This is a genomic window from Verrucomicrobiia bacterium (genome assembly GCA_019634635.1).
In the GTDB taxonomy this organism is placed as follows: domain Bacteria; phylum Verrucomicrobiota; class Verrucomicrobiia; order Limisphaerales; family UBA9464; genus UBA9464.
Genome location: JAHCBB010000006.1, coordinates 1 through 17,714, shown reverse-complemented (window position 1 = coordinate 17,714; position 17,714 = coordinate 1). Strand labels below are relative to the sequence as shown.

10 protein-coding genes are annotated in these 17,714 nt (G+C 65.4%); 8 read left to right on the top strand and 2 right to left on the bottom strand.

From position 1 onward, the window contains the following. Window positions 1-39 precede the first annotated feature (39 nt). The 6 genes from KF791_05620 (at window position 40) to KF791_05595 (ending at window position 11,920) form a co-directional block, all read left to right on the top strand. Entirely contained in the window at window positions 40-375 is a 336-nt protein-coding gene (locus tag KF791_05620; protein ID MBX3732054.1) for a type II toxin-antitoxin system prevent-host-death family antitoxin, read from the top strand. Then, window positions 359-826 carry a type II toxin-antitoxin system VapC family toxin gene (locus KF791_05615; GenBank protein ID MBX3732053.1) on the top strand — a complete coding sequence of 156 codons (468 nt, stop codon included), beginning with the start codon at window positions 359-361 and terminating at the stop codon, window positions 824-826. Before KF791_05620 ends, KF791_05615 begins: the two co-directional genes overlap by 17 nt. 3 nt (window positions 827-829) lie before the next feature. Continuing rightward, window positions 830-3,487: a DNA gyrase subunit A gene (gyrA, locus tag KF791_05610; GenBank protein ID MBX3732052.1), complete on the top strand. Its 2,658-nt coding sequence runs from the start codon at window positions 830-832 to the stop codon at window positions 3,485-3,487. A gap of 14 nt (window positions 3,488-3,501) precedes the next feature. After that, window positions 3,502-4,941 (top strand): mandelate racemase/muconate lactonizing enzyme family protein, encoded by a 1,440-nt coding sequence (locus KF791_05605; GenBank protein ID MBX3732051.1) that lies wholly within the window; start codon window positions 3,502-3,504, stop codon window positions 4,939-4,941. A gap of 197 nt (window positions 4,942-5,138) precedes the next feature. Further along, the gene (locus KF791_05600; GenBank protein MBX3732050.1) at window positions 5,139-8,075 is read left to right on the top strand and encodes a hypothetical protein; all 2,937 of its coding nucleotides are present in this window, start codon (window positions 5,139-5,141) and stop codon (window positions 8,073-8,075) included. A gap of 326 nt (window positions 8,076-8,401) precedes the next feature. Then, window positions 8,402-11,920 (top strand): VCBS repeat-containing protein, encoded by a 3,519-nt coding sequence (locus KF791_05595; protein ID MBX3732049.1) that lies wholly within the window; start codon window positions 8,402-8,404, stop codon window positions 11,918-11,920. On the opposite strand, the gene uvrA is transcribed toward KF791_05595, so the two are convergent. After that, on the bottom strand, window positions 11,914-14,856 hold the full coding sequence (uvrA, locus tag KF791_05590) for an excinuclease ABC subunit UvrA (protein MBX3732048.1): 2,943 nt from the start codon (window positions 14,854-14,856) through the stop codon (window positions 11,914-11,916). The genes KF791_05595 and uvrA overlap by 7 nt on opposite strands. Before the next feature lie 114 nt (window positions 14,857-14,970). On the opposite strand from uvrA, the gene KF791_05585 reads away from it, so the two are divergent. Continuing rightward, window positions 14,971-16,017 carry a serine/threonine protein kinase gene (locus KF791_05585; protein ID MBX3732047.1) on the top strand — a complete coding sequence of 349 codons (1,047 nt, stop codon included), beginning with the start codon at window positions 14,971-14,973 and terminating at the stop codon, window positions 16,015-16,017. Continuing rightward, window positions 16,014-16,982: a carbon-nitrogen hydrolase gene (locus KF791_05580; GenBank protein ID MBX3732046.1), complete on the top strand. Its 969-nt coding sequence runs from the start codon at window positions 16,014-16,016 to the stop codon at window positions 16,980-16,982. Before KF791_05585 ends, KF791_05580 begins: the two co-directional genes overlap by 4 nt. Here the strand turns inward: KF791_05580 and KF791_05575 are convergent. Beyond that, entirely contained in the window at window positions 16,907-17,683 is a 777-nt protein-coding gene (locus KF791_05575) for a GNAT family N-acetyltransferase (protein ID MBX3732045.1), read from the bottom strand. The two genes, KF791_05580 and KF791_05575, sit on opposite strands and share 76 nt — an antisense overlap. Between the last annotated feature and the right edge of the window lie 31 nt (window positions 17,684-17,714).

Sequence of the window (17,714 nt, the reverse complement as noted above, 5' to 3'; positions counted from 1 at the left end):
TGCTTTCCCGATGTGGTCACGCGTGACTACATAGATCCAATGAAGAGGAATTCCCCGGTTCGTTACAGGAAGCCCAGGCCACAGCCTGGCGCGGTAAGGGACGCGTCGGTGCGTTCCCAGCCGACGGCCGAGGCAACGGTCTCGGTCCGCACGGCCAAGGCCACCCTGTCGGCCCTGCTGGAGCAGGTGGCGGGAGGGCAGGAGGTGGTCATCACTTCCGACGGCAGGCCCAAGGCCCGCCTGGTCCCGGTGGGAGGACCCCGGGTCCGCAGGGTGTTCCCCGGAAGTGCCGGTCACCTCGCCCGCATGCCGGCCTGGCTGGGCGGGGCCGACGCCACGGAAATCATCAGTGGCGGCCGTGACGACCGGGAATGATCCGCCGGTGTACTGCGATTCTGCCATCCTTGTGAAGCTCGTCTGCCATGAGCCGGATTCCGCCTTCTTTGAGCGGGAATTGACCGGACAGCCGCTGCGATCCTGCGACCTGGCCCGTGCCGAGGTGTTCGCGGCCCTGAGGGCCAAGGAACGTTCCGGACAGATCGCCGCAGGGGATGTCGAGCGTGCCTGGCGGCAGTTCATGGACTGGGTGGACGAGGAAACCGTGCTCCTGGACCCGCTCGATGCACGGGTCCTGGACCGGGCAATGCACTCGATCCGGCGCTGCCATCCGCAGGTTGCGGTGCGCACCCTCGATGCCATCCATGTCGCCGCCTGCGATCTGGGGAACGAGTTTCCGCTGGTGGCAACCGATGTCCGCCTGCGCGCCGCGGCCCGCCGAATGGACATCCCGGTGTTCCCGGAGCGACTGCCCAACGAACTTTTCTGATCCATGCCCGACGAAACCGATCCCCCAGCGCCCGCGCTCCCGTCCACACCCGCCCCTCCCGGAGGCGCCTACGCCGCCGGCGAGAAGGTCACCAACATCAATGTCGCCGAGGAGATCAAGGCCTCGTTCCTGGACTATTCGATGTCAGTGATCATTTCGCGCGCGCTGCCCGACGTGCGCGACGGCCTCAAGCCCTCGCAGCGCCGCATTCTGTATGCCATGGAGCAGCTGTCGCTGTTCCCCGGCCGCAAGCACATGAAGTGCGCCAAGATCTGCGGCGACACCTCCGGCAACTACCATCCGCACGGCGAGGCGGTGATCTATCCGACCCTGACCCACATGGCCCAGCCCTGGGCGATGCGGGAGCGGCTGGTGGACGGCAAGGGCAATTTTGGTTCCATCGAGGACGATCCCCCGGCGGCCATGCGGTACACCGAGGCCCGGCTCACCCACCTGGGCACGGCGCTGATGACCGACATGGACAAGGACACGGTGGACTTCGTCCCGAACTACGACGAACGCCTCACCGAGCCTGCTGTCTTCCCGGCCGCCTTTCCCAACCTCCTGGTCAACGGCGGCACCGGCATCGCAGTCGGCATGGCCACGAACATGGCGCCGCACAACCTGGCCGAGGTCGTGGACGCCATCTGCGCGCAGATTGATGAGCCGGAGATCACCACCGCGCGGCTGATGAAGTTCATGAAGGGGCCCGACTTCCCCACTGGAGGAATCCTGTGCGGCGTGGAAGGCATCCGGAACTACTTCGAGACCGGACGCGGCTCCGTGAAACTCCGCGGCCGCGTCGGCGTGGAGCAGATGAAGGGCAACCGCGAGCAGCTCGTCATCACCGAGATCCCGTTCAACGTCAACCGGGCGGCCCTCGTCGAGCAGATCGCCGGGCTGGTCCGCGAAAAGATCGTCCCGGAGATCAGCAACGTCTGGAACGAGTCCGACGAAAACACGCGGGTGGTCGTCGAGTTGAAGCGCGACGCCCTCCCCAAGGTCGTCATCAACAACCTCTTCAAGCACACCCAGCTCGAGGTGTCGTTCAGCGTCAACGCCCTCGCCATTGACCATGGCAAGCCCAAGACGCTCAAGCTCCGCGAGATCATCGCCGCGTTCATCGAGCACCGCCGCGAGGTGGTCCTGCGGCGGACCCGCTTCGAACTGCGCCAGGCGGAGGAGCGGGCCGAGGTCCTCGAAGGCTACCTCGTGGCGCTGAAGAACCTCGATGAATTCATCCGGATCATCCGCAGCTCGCGCAACCGCGAGGAGGCCCGGATCAAGCTGATGGCCTTCGAGTGGACCCGCGCCCAGGTGGAACGTTGGGCGATCGTGATCCGCAGCGATGACCGGCTCGTGAACGGCCGTTACGCGCTCACCGAACGACAAGTCAACGCCATCCTTGACCTCCAACTCTACCGCCTTACCGGCCTGGAAATTGACAAGATTGAGGGCGAGTACCGCGAACTCATGGAGCGGATCCGCGACCTGCTTGACATTCTCGCCAAGGAATCCCGCGTGCTCACCATCATCAAGACGGAGCTGCAGGAAATCCGCGCCAAACACGGCAACCCGCGGCGGACCGAAATCGTTCCCGACGAGGGCGAGATCGCCATCGAGGATCTCATCGCGAACGAGGGGGTCATCGTCACGCTGACCCACAACGGCCTCATCAAACGCACCAACGTCTCCAGCTACCGCGCGCAGCGCCGCGGCGGCAAGGGCGTGATCGGCATGGCCACCCGTGAGGCGGAGAAACCCGAGGACGCCGACTTCATCGAACACCTCTTCACCTGCAGCACGCACGACTACCTGATGTTCTTCACGAACCTCGGCCGCGTGTACGTCGAGCGGGTGCACGAGATCCCCGACATGGGCCGCGCCGCCAAGGGACGCTCCATCGCCAACCTGCTCGAACTGCGCGCCGGGGAGAAGGTCAAGACCCTGGTCCGCGTGGAGGCCAGATACGGGCCGAACAAGGAGGACCAGACCTGGCAGCAACCGCACGAGCTCTTCTTCGTGACCAGCCAGGGCACAAGCAAACGCACCGCCCTCAGCGATTTCCAGAACGTCCGCAAAGGCGGCATCATCGCCGTCACCCTGGAGGCCGGTGACGACCTGGTGGAAGTCCGGTTGACCACGGGACACGACGAAATCGTCCTGATCACCCGGGAGGGCATGAGCATCCGGTTCGTCGAGGACCAGGTCCGTTCCATGGGCCGCAGCGCGGCCGGCGTGCGGGGCATTGCCCTGGAGGCGGGTGACGCCGTGGTGGCCTGCGCGATTGTGGACGCCGGGGCCACCTTGCTGGTGGCCGGGGAGCACGGCATCGGCAAACGGACCGGGTTCGACGAGTACCGGCTCCAGAGCCGCGGGGGCAAGGGCATCATCACGATGAGGACCGGGGAAAAGACCGGCCGGGTGGTCGGCGCCCTGACCGTCCGGGACACCGACGAGCTGATGCTGATCACCGTGGGCGGCCAGATGGTACGGATCCCCGTTCAGGGCATCCGCGAGGCCGGCCGGAACACCCAGGGCGTCAAACTGATTGACCTGGCAGCGGGGGACCGCCTCCAGGCCGTCGCGCCGGTGATCTCGGAACGCGAGGAAGATGCCGCATCCGGCGAGACCCCGGCGCTGCCGCTGACCGACGGCTGAAGCACCCGCGCAGAATGCCCCCGACGGTCCGTAACGCCACGGAAGGGCACCCGGCCGGGATTCGGGTGGTCGGGGCAACCCTTTGGCATCTCCCGGTGAAGACTCGCGTGCCGCTGAAGTTCGGCACGGAGACCCTGACCACCGTCACCTGCGCCCGCGTTCGGGTGCGGATCGAGTCCCGGGACGGCCGGCAGGCCGAGGGATGGGGGGAGACCCCATTGAGCGTCCAGTGGGTCTGGCCTCATCCGTCACCCTACGCCGAACGCCACAATGTTCTGAAGGCGTTCACCGAACGGCTGGCCTCCGAGTGGGTGACGGGGTCCGGGTGGGGACACCCGTTGATCCTTGGCACCCGGTTTACCGAAGGTCCGCTGGCCTCCGCCAGGGCCCAGCTCAATGCCGAACGACAGTCCAGAGGGGAGCCCCCGCTGCCCACGCTCGCAGCGCTCGTGGCGTCGTCCCCGTTTGATCTGGCGGTGCACGACGCCTACGGGCGCCTCTGGGACCGTCCCACCTACGAAACCTACGGTCCCGAATTCCTCGCGTTCGACCTCGCCTCATTCCTCGGGCCGGCGACCGGCTCCAACGTTTCCTTTGCCGGCCGCTTTCCGGTCGAATTCCTCCGTCCCCGGCGATTGGACCGCCTCCCGGCCTGGCATCTGGTCGGGGGACTCGACCCCCTCGACCCGGGCGACCTGCTCGGGGACGAACCCGCCGATGGGTATCCGGTGCTGCTCGGCGACTGGATCCGCCGTGACGGACTCCACTGCCTGAAGGTAAAGCTGCGCGGCAACGACCCGGCCTGGGATCTCGCCCGGTTGACGCGCGTTGGACGGATTGCCGCGGCCAACGGGGTGAACTGGCTGAGTGCCGACTTCAACTGCACGGTGGAGGACCCGGACTATGTCTGCCGGATCCTCGACCAGCTCCGGGACGAGGAACCACGGACCTTCGGCATGCTGCTTTATGTGGAGCAGCCATTCCCCTACGAACTGGAGGAGCATCCCCTTGCGGTGCAAAGTGTCAGCGCCCGGAAGCCCCTCTTTTTGGACGAGAGCGCCCACGACTGGCGGATGGTCCGTCAGGGGCGGGAATTGGGCTGGACGGGCGTGGCGTTGAAGACGTGCAAGACGCAGACCGGGGCGCTGCTGGCCGCCTGCTGGGCCCAGGCGCATGGCATGACGCTGATGGTCCAGGATCTGACCAATCCGATGCTTGCCCAGATCCCCCATTGCCTGCTTGCGGCGCACCTGCCGACGGTGATGGGCGTGGAGACCAACGCCATGCAGTACTATCCGCAGGCCAGCGCCCCGGAAGCGGCGGTTCATCCGGGCCTGTACCAGCGAAGGGACGGCTGCGTTACCCTGGACACCCTCCGGGGGGCCGGGTTCGGGCAGCGAACGAAGGACATCCGGCGAGAACTCCCCGGCCCGGTCTTCGAAGCGACTCGTTGAACGGCCGCCGGGTGATTGGGGGCATTCGGACCCGAAACGCACAGTTTACACCCGTAACGCAAACGTTTCCGCTCGACAACAAACGGGCATCGAGTGTCTAGTCGTTCCATCAGCCTGCCTACCCGCTCCTCCAAGGCACGTCCTCTCGGGTGAGTGGGGTGGCATCCTGGCGACATCAACACCGCAGCCGTTTCACCATGAAAAAACCGATCCCCAACAAACTCTGGCCAGGCATTCTGGCCGCTCTCTCCGTCGGAGCCTTCTCGGCTTCCGCCCAAGAGGCACGACTGATCGCCCACTGGGACTTCGAACGAGTCGAGGCCGATGGCGTCACCATCCGGGCCTCGACAGGCAACTACGCTGGCGCGATTTCCGGCGAAGCCATACTCACGGATCCCACCGGTGGCCGGCCGATGGGTGGCGGCCGCGGATTCGACGGTAGCCAGGCGAATCCCGGCTGGCTGTTGATTCAAGCGGAAGGGGACGAGAACCCGATGACCGCGGCCGCAGCGGATGACTCGATGACGATCGTCCTGTGGCAGAAGAACATCTCAAACATCAACAGCAGCTCCTTCTGGGCCATCGGCGAAGGATTCGACCGGGCTTTCCAATTCCACATCCCGTGGTCCGACGGCACCATTTACTTTGACACTGCGGGCGGCTGCTGCGCTGCCCCTGCTCAACGTCTCAACGCGAACGTACAGGCCAATTTCCCGGACCATGATTGGGAAGCCTGGCACCACTACGCCTTCATCAAGGACGGCGGTTACAAGGCCATCTACGTGGATGGCAACCTGTTGATCGAACAGGAGGACGGGGCCGATCCGCTGCCGACCGAGTACACGCAGACGACCATCGGCGGTGCCAACAATGCCTCGCCCCCCGACGCCGTCATTGACGACTTTGCGATCTTCAAGGGCCGGCTGACCGAGGAGAAGATCAAGGAACTGGCCGCCGGCGCCTCCCCGGGTGTCCCCCCGTTGGACACCGACGGCGACGGGATGCCCGATTTCTGGGAAATTCTCTACGGCTTCGATATCAACGACCCCTCAGATGCCGGCGAGGACTGTGATGGCGACGGCGCCACCAACCTCGAGGAGTATCAAGCGGGAACCGATCCGTGCGATACTACGCCGCCCACCGTGGTGTCGGCCGCAGGCACCGCCGCCTTCGACACGGTGGTGGTGACTTTCTCCGAGCCTGTGGATCCGGTCACGGCCGTGAATCTGGCAAACTACACGATTACCCCGAGCCTCCAGGTTCTTTCGGCGAGCGTGTCAAAGGGTGTCGTCACTCTGACGACGGCTCCTCAAACCCCGGGCGGCACCGCCTACACCCTGACGGTCAAGGACGTCCTCGACACCTCGAAGAACCCGGTACCCGAGAACAGCTCGGTCACATTCTATTCCTACCTGCAGGTCACCGAGGGCGTCCTGAGGATCTCAGCCTGGTTCGGGATCACCGGCACGGCGGTGGACAACCTGTATTTCGATGAGCGGTATCCGAACTCACCCGACGTCGTCGGTGCGGTATTCTCGTTCAACAGCCGGGATTTCTTCCCGAACGATGCGCGGGACAACTACGGCGCGGTGATCGAGGGATTCATCACGCCGGAGGAGTCTGCGGACTACCACTTCTTCCTGCGCAGCGATGACGCGTCGGAACTCTACATCAGCACCAACGAATCCGACGCCAACCTGTTCCTCCAGGCGACGGAGACCGGATGCTGCGCTGCATTCCAGGAAATTGACCTGGGCGCCGAGGAAACCACCGCGTTCCCGATCAGCATGGTGGCCGGCCGCAGGTACTACATTCGTGTGGTTTACAAGGAGGGCGGCGGCGGTGATTACGCCCAAGTCGCCTGGCGCAAGGTGGGCGATCCCACTCCGGCAGCCTCCCTGCAACCCATCCCGGGCCGCTTCCTGAGCTCGCCAACGCCGCTGCCGGCTCCTCCGGAAGGCGCCTTCACCGCGGTGGTCCCGGCGAACAACGCGCGCAATGTCTCCCCGGCAACGGCGGTCACCATCTCGCATCGCGATGGGAAAACCCCATGGACTGCGGAGAACGTCACCATGCAGTTCAACGGCGCACCCGTGACCCCGACCTTCTCCAAGGTGGGCAATGTGCTGACCGTCAGCTACGTCCCGGCGGCCATCCTCGCGAGCGCCTCCGTCAACACGGTGACCCTCTCTTACCCCGATCCGGGTGGGAACCCGGCCAGCTCGACCTTCGCCTTCACTGTGCTGCCGTACAGCGGCGAGACGCGGGATGCGGTTGGCGGCTATCCCGGGCTCCTTCAGGGCAGCTCTCAGTACACCGCCGACGGCGGCGGCCACACCGGCCAGGCGGGAGACCGCGGCATTGACTTGACGCTTCGAGGCGGACCGGTGGCCACCTACGACCGGACGTTCCTTGCCGCGGTCAATGCGGCGATGGCCGAGGACGAGCTCTCCGTGTCGTTCTGGCAGAAGAAGCTGAACGTCAATGACAGTTCCGCGTTCACCGTAAACTCGCCGGGATCTCCGAACAACCGCGCCTTCCACGCCCACGTGCCGTGGAGCAACCAGACCATCTACTTCGATACGGTCGGGTGTTGCGATGAATTCACCCAGCGGATCCTCTCGCCCATTGACACGTTCCCGGGTTACACGGGAGACGCAACCTGGTGGACCGACAATTGGAACCACTTCGTCTTCACCAAGAAGGGCTCGTCGAAGTACATCTTCATCAACGGGCAGTACTTCTTCAATGGAGACAGCACCGCCGCGCTGCCCACGGATGCCAATGCCTTCTACATGGGCTCCGGCGCCAATGCCACCGAACTGAGTGCCGCCATCATTGATGACTTCGCCGTGTTCGGGAAGGAACTCGTCGAGGCCGATGCGCTCGCCATCTTCAATGGCACCGCACCCACGGCCCTGCCGGCCGCCAAGGGCTTGATTGCCTACTGGAACTTCAACGAGGCCGCGGTGGCGCTCCCGACGATTTCGATCTCGGGCTCGGTCATCACGTTCACGGGAACCCTCCAGTCCGCAACCAGCCTCGGCGGCACCTTCGCCCCCGTGGCAGGAGCCACCAGCCCCTACACCGTCCCGGCGACCACCGAGGGGGCATTCTTCCGCGCTTCCCAGTAAGAGCGCCTTCGATATTCTTGGTAAATTGCAGGGAGGCCGGACTCGGGTCCGGCCTCCTTTTTTGTGGAAACCGCCTCCCCGTGTCGCCCCAGGGCGGACGTTTCCAAGCACCTCCGTCGTAGACGGGCAGCCCCGTCGCGACAGCAACTGACGACGCTTCGCCGATGGACCGCGTCATGTTTCGATTGACTCCAATTCTCATGCTGGGCGTCCTGCTGACTGCGCCCGGGTTTTCTGAAGATGCAGGATCGCCAGTGCTGGACCCGGCCGGACTCCAAAGCTGGCGGGTCCAACCCCAAGGCACCGGCCGAACCGGCTTCACTCGCATGGATCCGACCCTCATCGGCATCAAATTCACCAATCGGCTCTCCGGCGATGCCTTTTTGACGAATGCGGTCGCCCACAACGGGTCGGGGGTGGCCATTGCGGACGTGGATGGCGACGGCTTGCCCGACCTCTTTTTCTGTTCGCTTGAGGGACCAAACCGCCTGTTCCGCAATCTGGGCAACTGGCGGTTCGAAGCCCTCGACGCCGGCCCCGCCGCGTGCGCCGATCAACTCTCCACAGGCGCCGCATTCGCGGACGTGGATGGCGACGGTCATCCCGATCTGCTCGTCAACGGCATTGCCTCAGGAACCCGCCTCTTCCTGAACGACGGCCGGGGACGGTGGAGCGAGCGCACCGATTCCGGCCTTTCCCTAACCAACACCCCGATGTCCATGGCACTCGCCGACGTGGATGGCGACGGCGACCTGGATCTCTATTGCGCCCACTACATTGACGTCGCGGTGCTCGCCGATCCGTCCACGCAACTCCAGATGGGGCCGGTCGCCGGCCAGCTCGGAGTGGTAATGGTCAATGGTCAGCCGGCCTCCGCCGCACCTTGGACGGACCGGTTCGAGGTCCTGCCGGACGGCCAAGTCCGCGAACGGCCCGAATCGGACGGCCTCTATTTGAACGATGGTCAGGGCCGGTTTTCCCGTGTCGAGTCCGCGCCCGGAACCTTTCTCGATGAGTTCGGACGGCCCATCACGCCGCCACGAGACTGGGGGCTCGGCGTCATGTTCCGGGACCTCAACGCGGACGGATTCCCGGACCTGCTGGTCTCCAACGATAACGGATCCCACGACCGGTTCTGGCTCAACACAGGCCGCGGGGTTTTCAAGGCCATGCCGGCCGTGGCAATCCGCCATGGCAGCCGATCCTCCATGGGCCTGGATGTCGCCGACGTCAATCGCGATGGATGGGATGACATCCTGTTCCTTGACATGCTGGCCCGAGATCCCGTTCGCCGGATGATGCATGCCGGCAAGGGCGGCCCCGGAGTCCGTGCGCAGTCACGCGATGAGGCGCGCCCCCTGTTCAACCGCAACACGCTCTTTCTTGGGCGTTCCGACGGGACCTTCGCCGAAACCGCCCTGATGGCCGGCATCGCCGCAACGGACTGGTCGTGGTGTCCAGTGTTTCTCGATGTGGATCTCGACGGCTATGAGGATCTCCTTGTCAGCAACGGCTTCGATCAGGACGTGCTCGACCAGGACAGCACCGGGCAGATTGCGCGAAAGCGGTGGACCCCGGACCAGATGAAGCGTTACCGGCAGATCCACCCGGAATGGCGCACACGCAACGCGGTGTTCCGAAACCTCGGCGACGGCACCTTTGTTTCGATGGATGGTGCCTGGGGATTCGATTTCTCCGGTGTCTCCCACGGGATGGCACTCGCCGACCTCGATGGCGACGGGGATCTCGACGTGGTGGTGAACAACTTGAATGCACCGCCCGGACTTTATCGCAACAACGCCACGGCACCGCGTGTCGCCGTCCGGCTCCGGGGCCGTGCACCCAACACCCGAGGGATTGGCTCCCGGATCCGGCTCCTGGGAGGCCGGGTGGACCAGAGCCAGGAAATCATTGCGGGCGGGCGTTATCTGTCCTGTGACGCACCGGAGCGGGTCTTTGCGGCGGTCGGGAAGGAAGCCATGCCGCTCGAATTGGAAATTCGATGGCCCGGCGGCAGGATCACCCGGATCACAGGCATCGAATCCAACCGGGTCTATGAAGTCGCGGAACCGACCTCTCCCTCGACAACCGCCGCTGCCACTTCAGCCCGGCGGACACCGGTTCCCTGGTTCACCGACGCTTCCGACCTGCTCAAACACGTCCCGGTGGAGCATCCGTTTGACGACTGGCTCCGGCAGCCGTTGCTGCCCCATCAACTCAGCCGCGAGGGGCCGGTGCTGGCCTGGTATGACTTCAACGCGGACGGATGGGAGGACCTGATCGTGACCGCTGGAACCGGCGGCCGCCTCGCCGTCTTCGCCAGCGAAAAAGGCAGGGGATTCACGCGTCTGGATGGCGCCGAAGTGACGGCCGGGGACCAGACCGCCGTCGTGGGATGGGCTGATGGGCTCGGACACCATAACTTCCTCGTGGGCATCTCCGGCTACGAGTCCGCGCACGCCCCGGAAAGCCGCCTGATGATCTTCAGTCCGATTGCCAACCCGCAAACGGTCTCCCTTGGGCCGTACTGTGCCGGCCCGGTCGCCGTGGCGGACGTGGACGGCGACGGGGATCTGGACGTTTTCGTTGGGGGACGCTTCGTTGCGGGGCGCTATCCGGAGGCTGCCTCCTCGAGCCTCTGGATCAACGATCGTGGCACCCTTCGACGGGATGACGCCGCGGGCGCGCTGTTCCAATCGCTGGGCATGGTCAGTGGCGCATTGTTCGCCGACTTCGATGGCGATGGCTCGCCCGATCTGGCCCTGTCCCTGGAGTGGGGATCCCTGCGCGTGTTTCTCAACCGCGGCGGCCGGTTTGCCGATGGCTCCGCTGCGTGGGGACTGACGGATCATTCCGGCGTCTGGACCAGCCTTGCCGCGGGCGACTTTGACGGGGACGGCCGCATGGATCTCGTGGCCGGCAATCGCGGCCGGAACACGGAGTATGAACTTGTTCAACCGGCGATCTTCGGGCTGTTTCACGGAGACTGGAATGCCGACGGCACCCTGCAGCTCATTGAGGCGTGGCGGTCCGGATCCGAATGGCGGCCGTTCCGGGACCGCAACTGGCTGGCATCGGGACTCCCCGACCTCGCCTCCCGGTTTCCGACGCATGCGTCCTTTGGAAGCGCCACCCTGCCCGGGATGCTCGGTTCCCAGGCGAACTCCGGAGGCAGGGTCACGGCATCCCATCTTGAGTCCGCGGTCTTTCTCAACCGGGGAAACCGCTTCGAGCGAAAAGTCCTGCCCGCTGAAGCTCAGCACTCGCCGGTCTACGCCATTGGTGTGGGCGACTTTGACGGGGACGGCATTGAGGATCTCTTCCTCGGCCAGAACAGAAACGAGCCGGCATCGGATCTTTCTCGCAACGACAGCGGTCCCGGCCTGTGGCTGCGTGGCACGGGCGACGGCGCATTCGTGGCCGTGGATCCACTTGAAAGCGGTATCCAGATGTCTGGGGACCAGCGGGGCGTTGCCTTGGCGGATTTCGATCAGGACGGCCGACTGGACCTCGCCGTGACCCGGAACAACGCGCCAACCCGGCTCTTCATGAACCGTCTGGCACGCCGGGGCATCCGGATCCAACTCCAGGGGCCGCCCGCGAATCCCTCCGCCATCGGCGCTCGTCTACGGTTGCAGTACGCCGAGGGAGACTTCGGGCTCGTCCGGACCATCCAGGCCGGCTCCGGGGTGGGCTGTCAGGATGGCGCCGCACAGGTCCTTGGCCACTCCCGGGTGGTCTCCGGCGTTGCGATTCAATGGCCTGACGGACGCGAGGAACTCATCAAGGTTCCGGCCAGTTCCTGGAATCTCCGAGTGGCCTACAGCAATCCGTCCCCTCAATGACTGAGGACGCGCCTGAGATGACGTCCGGTGTGGCTTGAATCACACGCCGCCACGGCTTCCGGGGTTCCCTCGACCACAATCTGTCCGCCAGCCGCCCCGCCCTCGGGTCCGAGGTCAATGATCCAGTCCGCCACCTTGATCACATCGAGGTGGTGCTCGATGACGACGAGGGTGTTGCCGGAATCCCGCAGTCGAAAGAGGACCTCAATCAACCGCGCCACGTCCACGAAATGCAGCCCCGTGGTGGGCTCGTCCAGCAGGTACAGGACCCGGCCGGTCTGTCGCCGCGTCAGTTCGGAGGCCAGCTTGAGACGCTGGGCTTCGCCACCGGACAGTGTCGTCGCCGACTGGCCCAGGCGCAGGTATCCGAGTCCCACCTCGGCAAGCGTGCGGCAGGGTTCCTGAAGCTTTGGCAGCGCCCGAAAAAAATTCGCGGCCTCGTCCACGGTCAGTTCAAGCACGTCGGCGATGTTGAGGCCCTTGTAGGTCATCTCCAGCGTCTCCCGGTTGTAGCGGCGTCCCCCGCACACCTCGCACATCACGTACACCGGAGGCAGAAAGTGCATCTCGATCTTCAGCACCCCGTCCCCCTCACACTTCTCGCAGCGCCCGCCCCGAACATTGAAGCTGAATCGCCCGGGCCCGTAACCACGCACCCGGGACGCCGGCAGCGACGCGAACAGGTCGCGGATTTCGTTGAACAGTCCGGTGTAGGTCGCCGGGTTGCTGCGCGGGGTGCGTCCAATCGGCGCCTGGTCCACCACCACACACTTCTCCAACGGGTCAAGGCCCAGGATCTCGCGATGGACGCCTGGACGGTCCTTGGATCCATACCATTTCCGAAAAAGTGCCTTCCGGAGAATATCTTCCACGAGGGTGGACTTGCCGCTGCCGCTGACCCCGGTGACACACGTGAGCGTGCCCAGCGGAATCCGGACATCCACCCCGCGCAGGTTGTTTTCGCGGCAGCCGAGCAGCTCAAGCCATCCCCGCCCCGGATCCGGGGCCATCCGCCGGCGCGGGACTTCAATGGAGAGCCTTCCGGAGAGGTAGGGCCCGGTGACGCTCCTGGGATCGGACATGATCTGGGCCGGGGTTCCCTGGGCCACCAGTTCGCCGCCATGCACCCCGGCGCCCGGCCCCAGATCCAGCACGTGGTCCGCACGGCGGATGGTCTCTTCATCGTGCTCGACCACGATCACCGAGTTTCCGAGATCGCGAAGCTGATGCAGCGTCTCCAGCAGACGCTCGTTGTCCCGCGGATGGAGTCCGATGCTGGGTTCGTCGAGGATGTAGAGCACCCCGACCAGCCCGCCGCCGATCTGCGTCGCCAGCCGAATTCGCTGCGCCTCGCCGCCGCTCAGCGTGCCGGACTCGCGATCCAAGGTCAGGTAGCCCAAACCCACGGCGTTCAAAAAGCGAAGGCGCTTGCGCACTTCCGCGATCACTTCGCCGGCCACGCGCCTCTGGAAGTCATCAAGCTCCAGGGAAGCGAGGAAGGCGTCGGCACGCGCGATCGGGAGGGCACAGAGTTGGGCGATGTTCAGACCAGGAATCGCCGGTCCACTGGCGCCGGACATGGCGCCCGCACCGGCCTCGGTCCTCGCCCCGAGCGTGATGGCGAGCGATTCCGGGCGCAGGCGCCGGCCGTCGCAGGCGTCGCAGGGGTGAAGGGTCATGTAGGCCTTGAGGCGGTTGCGAGTCGCCTCGCTGCCGCTCTCCCCGCGGAGCCGTTCCAGATGCGGCAGCACCCCCTCAAAGGATTTGGTGGTCTTGCGTGGCACGCCGCCATGCTTGAACCAAAAGTCCACCGCCTCCCCGTCCGTGCCGTACAGGACCCGGTGGCGGAACAGTTCGGGCAGGACGCGCCACGGTTCGTCCATTGAGACACCGTCCTTCGCGGCCAGCCCTTTCAGCACGCCCTGGTAGTAGCCCGCCAGACGACGGCCCCCAAGACGGCGATAGGGATGCACCGCGCCGTCGGCGAGCGATTTGGAATCATCCGGCACGACCAGCGCTGCATCGAAGACCATCTTTTGCCCCAGCCCGTGACACACCGGGCACGCGCCCTTGGGCGAGTTGAACGAGAAATGCTGGGCCGTCGCCGGCTCATGGACGCGACCGGTCCGGGGCGACCGCATCCCGATGGAATGCCGGCGTTCCTCCCAGGCGTCCGAAGCGGCGGCCCCGGGTGTCCCGCGGGAACCCGGCGGCTGATGCAGCACCGTCACCACCCCATCCCCCCATTTCAACGCCGTCTCGAGCGAGTCCATCAGGCGGGGTCGCAACCCCGTGGCGATCACCAGACGGTCCACGACGGCGTCCACCGAATGCACCCCGGCCGGATCCAGCCGGACGGGCCGCCCGGCGGCCAGTTCGACGAAGGCGCCATCCACACGCGCACGCACAAACCCCTCCCGGGCCAGGCGCTCAAGGACGTCGCGGAACTCCCCCTGTTTTCCGGACACCACCGGCGCCAGCAGCATGACGCGCGTCCCGGCCGCCATGCCCAGAATGGCCGCGGCGATGTCGTCGGTGGTCTCCCGGACCATGGGCTCCCCGGACTCCGGATCATGGGCACGTCCGAGGTGCGCATAGAGCAGGCGCAAGTGATCGTAGATCTCGGTGGTGGTGGCAATGGTGGACCGCGGGTTGGCCGCACTGCCGCGCTGCTCGATCGCAATGGACGGCGACAGGCCCTCGATGTGATCCACATCGGGCTTCTCCATCTGGTCGAGGAACTGTCGCGCGTAAACCGAGAGCGACTCGACATACTTGCGGCGCCCCTCGGCATACAGGGTGTCAAAGGCCAGGGACGATTTCCCGGAGCCGCTCGGGCCGGTGAGCACCACCAACCGGTTGCGGGGGATCTCCACGGTCAGGTTCTTCAGGTTGTGCTGCCGCGCCCCCACGACGCGGATGACCTCTTGCGACATGTCGCGACGAGCCAACACCAGATCACGGCCCGGGGAAATCCGGATCGCGGCCCGTCCCGGATTCCGCATCCCGGCGCCTTGACCGCCAGGGCCGGCCGCTCGCAGGATTCCGCGGTGCCCGAGCTGAAGATCATCAGCGGCGAATTCCGCTACGAGATCCTGCACCAGATTTATCTGGGTGGCATGGGCGTCGTCTACGAAGCGCTCCAGCACGGGGCGCAAGGATTCGCCAAGCGGGTGGCCATCAAGGTCATCCGCTCCCAGTACGCCCGCCAGCCGGAGTTCATCGCCAACTTCATCGGCGAAGCGCGCCTGGTGTCGGATCTGATCCACACCAACATCGTCCAGACCTACCACCTCGGGGAGTCGGGCGGGAACTACTTCATCTGCATGGAGCTCATCCGGGGGGTGAATCTCGAACAGTTCCTGCTGCGTCTTGAGGCGTGCGGACGGCGCCTGCCCGTCGAACTGGCGGTGTTCATCGTCAGCCGCGTGGCCCGCGGACTCGCCTACGCCCATGCCAAACGCGACCGCGACGCCCAGCCGCTGGGAATCGTGCACCGGGACATCAACCCAAAAAACATTCTGATCGCGTTCGAGGGCGACGTGAAGCTCACCGATTTTGGCGTGGCCAAGGCGGCGGGCTTCCTGAAGGACAAGGAAGGCGAAGAGGTGGCCGGCAAGCCGGAATACATGAGCCCGGAGCAGGCGGATTTCCGCGTCACCGACCGGCGGTCGGACCTGTTCTCCGCGGGAATCGTCCTGAGCCAGCTGCTCGCCGGACAAAACATCTTCCGCGGCCAGAACGCCGAGGAGTCCCGGCAGCGGGTGCTCACCATGCCGGTGCCCGCGTTCACCCGGCTCATGCCGGAATTGGAGACCCGCCTGGATCAAATCCTGCAAAAGGTGCTTCAGAAGGAGCCTTCAGCGCGTTACCAGTCCGCGGACGAGTTGCTGTACGACCTGGAGTTCTTCATCTACCACCGCGGCTACGGCCCCACCAACGAGACACTGGGCAAGTTCATCCGGGACCTGTTTCAGGAGGAGGTCACCGGGGCATCCGACGCGACCCGGGGCGCCACCAGCCGGATGGGTCAGCCGGGTCCCCCGGTCAGCCGGGCCAGCAGCCTTTTTGACCGGATCAAATCCCATGCTCCATGAAGCCCCGCAAGGCCCTCAACGCCAGCCGATCGGTTCCCCTCGCCCTCCTGCAGCACGCCTGCACGCCCGACCCCCGCGAAAACCTGGCCACGGCCCTGGAGGCCGCCGACCGGGCGGCCCGCGACGGCGCCCGGATCCTGTGCACCCAGGAATTGTTCGCCTCGGAATACTTCTGCCAAACCGAGGACCACGCCTGGTTCGACCTCGCCGAGCCGATCCCCGGCCCCAGCACACGCGCCTTCCAGAAGCTGGCGCGGCAACGGGAGGTGGTGGTGGTCGCTTCACTGTTCGAAAAGCGCGCCCCCGGTCTCTATCACAACACCGCGGTCGTCATTGATGCCGATGGCACGTTGCTGGGCTTGTACCGGAAGATGCACATTCCGGACGACCCGCTGTTCTACGAGAAGTTCTACTTCACGCCCGGCGACCTGGGATTCAGGGCCTGGCGCACCCACCACGGCGTGGTCGGGGTGTTGATCTGCTGGGATCAGTGGTACCCGGAAGCCGCCCGCCTCACCGCCCTGCATGGTGCGGAGGTGTTGCTGTATCCGACCGCCATCGGATGGCATCCCTCGGAGAAGGCCGCCCACGGAGCCCACCAGCATCAGGCATGGGAGACGATCCAGCGCGCCCACGCGATCGCCAACGGCTGTTACGTCGCCGCTGTCAACCGGATCGGGCTGGAACGTCCGGCAGGGGGCGATGGCATCGAATTCTGGGGACAGTCGTTCGTTGCGGGAACGCAGGGCGAGATCCTGGCACGCGCCGCCGTTGCGCGTCCGGAAACGCTCATCGTGCCGCTGGAATTTGGGAAACTCGACGTGACCCGGACCCACTGGCCGTTCCTGCGGGACCGCCGCGTTGACGCCTACGACGGCCTCACGCAGCGCTATCTGGGTTCTCCGACCCCGGACACCGCACCCGCCAGGCGCGGACGCCAACCGGTCCCGGGCTCCCGAGGGTAGGGTTTCCACTCCCGGTCCCACTCGTAAAATTCGAGCCCGTGGAACCGCTTCTTGTAGTCCATGCTCGAAGGCTCCTGGAGGGCATAGCCCGGGTAGTACAGCTCACAGCCGTCCTCGAGCGCGAAGCGGATCTCCTGCAGCATCGTGAAGAGGCCCAGACTGCGCCGCCCGAACCGGGGGTCAAAGCAGCCATAAAGACTCGCTACCGACCGCTGCCCGCGGGCGAGATAACTCACCGCGACGAGCCGATGGTCCGCGAACACGTCGAACTCCACCGCCGGAACAGGCACCCGGCCCGGCATCGGTCCCACGAAGTCATCCAGACACTGGGGGATCCCGTCCCTAAACCGTTCCTTGTGCCGGTCGAACAGATCGCGCCGCTCATCGTCCACAACGGCCGCACGCCGGATCACCCGCAGATCGGCGTTGCGGCTCAAGATGCGACGCTGGCTTCGTGAAGCGACAAACTGGTCGAGTCGGAGCCGCAGATGGAGGAGAGGCTCGAATCGTCCCCTCCATGGGATTGCGGACTGCCGGAAGAAGGTGGTCCCCAAATGCCACCACGCGCCCGCCCAGAGCTGGTCCATCACGACCGGCGGCATCGCCCAGCTCGCGAAGACATTCTCCAGTTGCGCCTTCACCCCTGCTAACAAACGGAGCGATTTCAGGACGTCAATGAAGAACCCGGCGGCATGACGCAATTATGGCGAAGCGAAGGATATGCCGAACGGG

Coding starts and splice junctions, on each gene's coding strand:
- KF791_05620 (MBX3732054.1), top strand. CDS start 40: ATGAAGAGGAATTCCCCGGTTCGTTACAGGAAGCCCAGGCCACAGCCT.
- gyrA (MBX3732052.1), top strand. CDS start 830: ATGCCCGACGAAACCGATCCCCCAGCGCCCGCGCTCCCGTCCACACCC.
- KF791_05605 (MBX3732051.1), top strand. CDS start 3,502: ATGCCCCCGACGGTCCGTAACGCCACGGAAGGGCACCCGGCCGGGATT.
- KF791_05600 (MBX3732050.1), top strand. CDS start 5,139: ATGAAAAAACCGATCCCCAACAAACTCTGGCCAGGCATTCTGGCCGCT.
- KF791_05595 (MBX3732049.1), top strand. CDS start 8,402: ATGGATCCGACCCTCATCGGCATCAAATTCACCAATCGGCTCTCCGGC.
- uvrA (MBX3732048.1), bottom strand. CDS start 14,856: ATGTCGCAAGAGGTCATCCGCGTCGTGGGGGCGCGGCAGCACAACCTG.
- KF791_05580 (MBX3732046.1), top strand. CDS start 16,014: ATGAAGCCCCGCAAGGCCCTCAACGCCAGCCGATCGGTTCCCCTCGCC.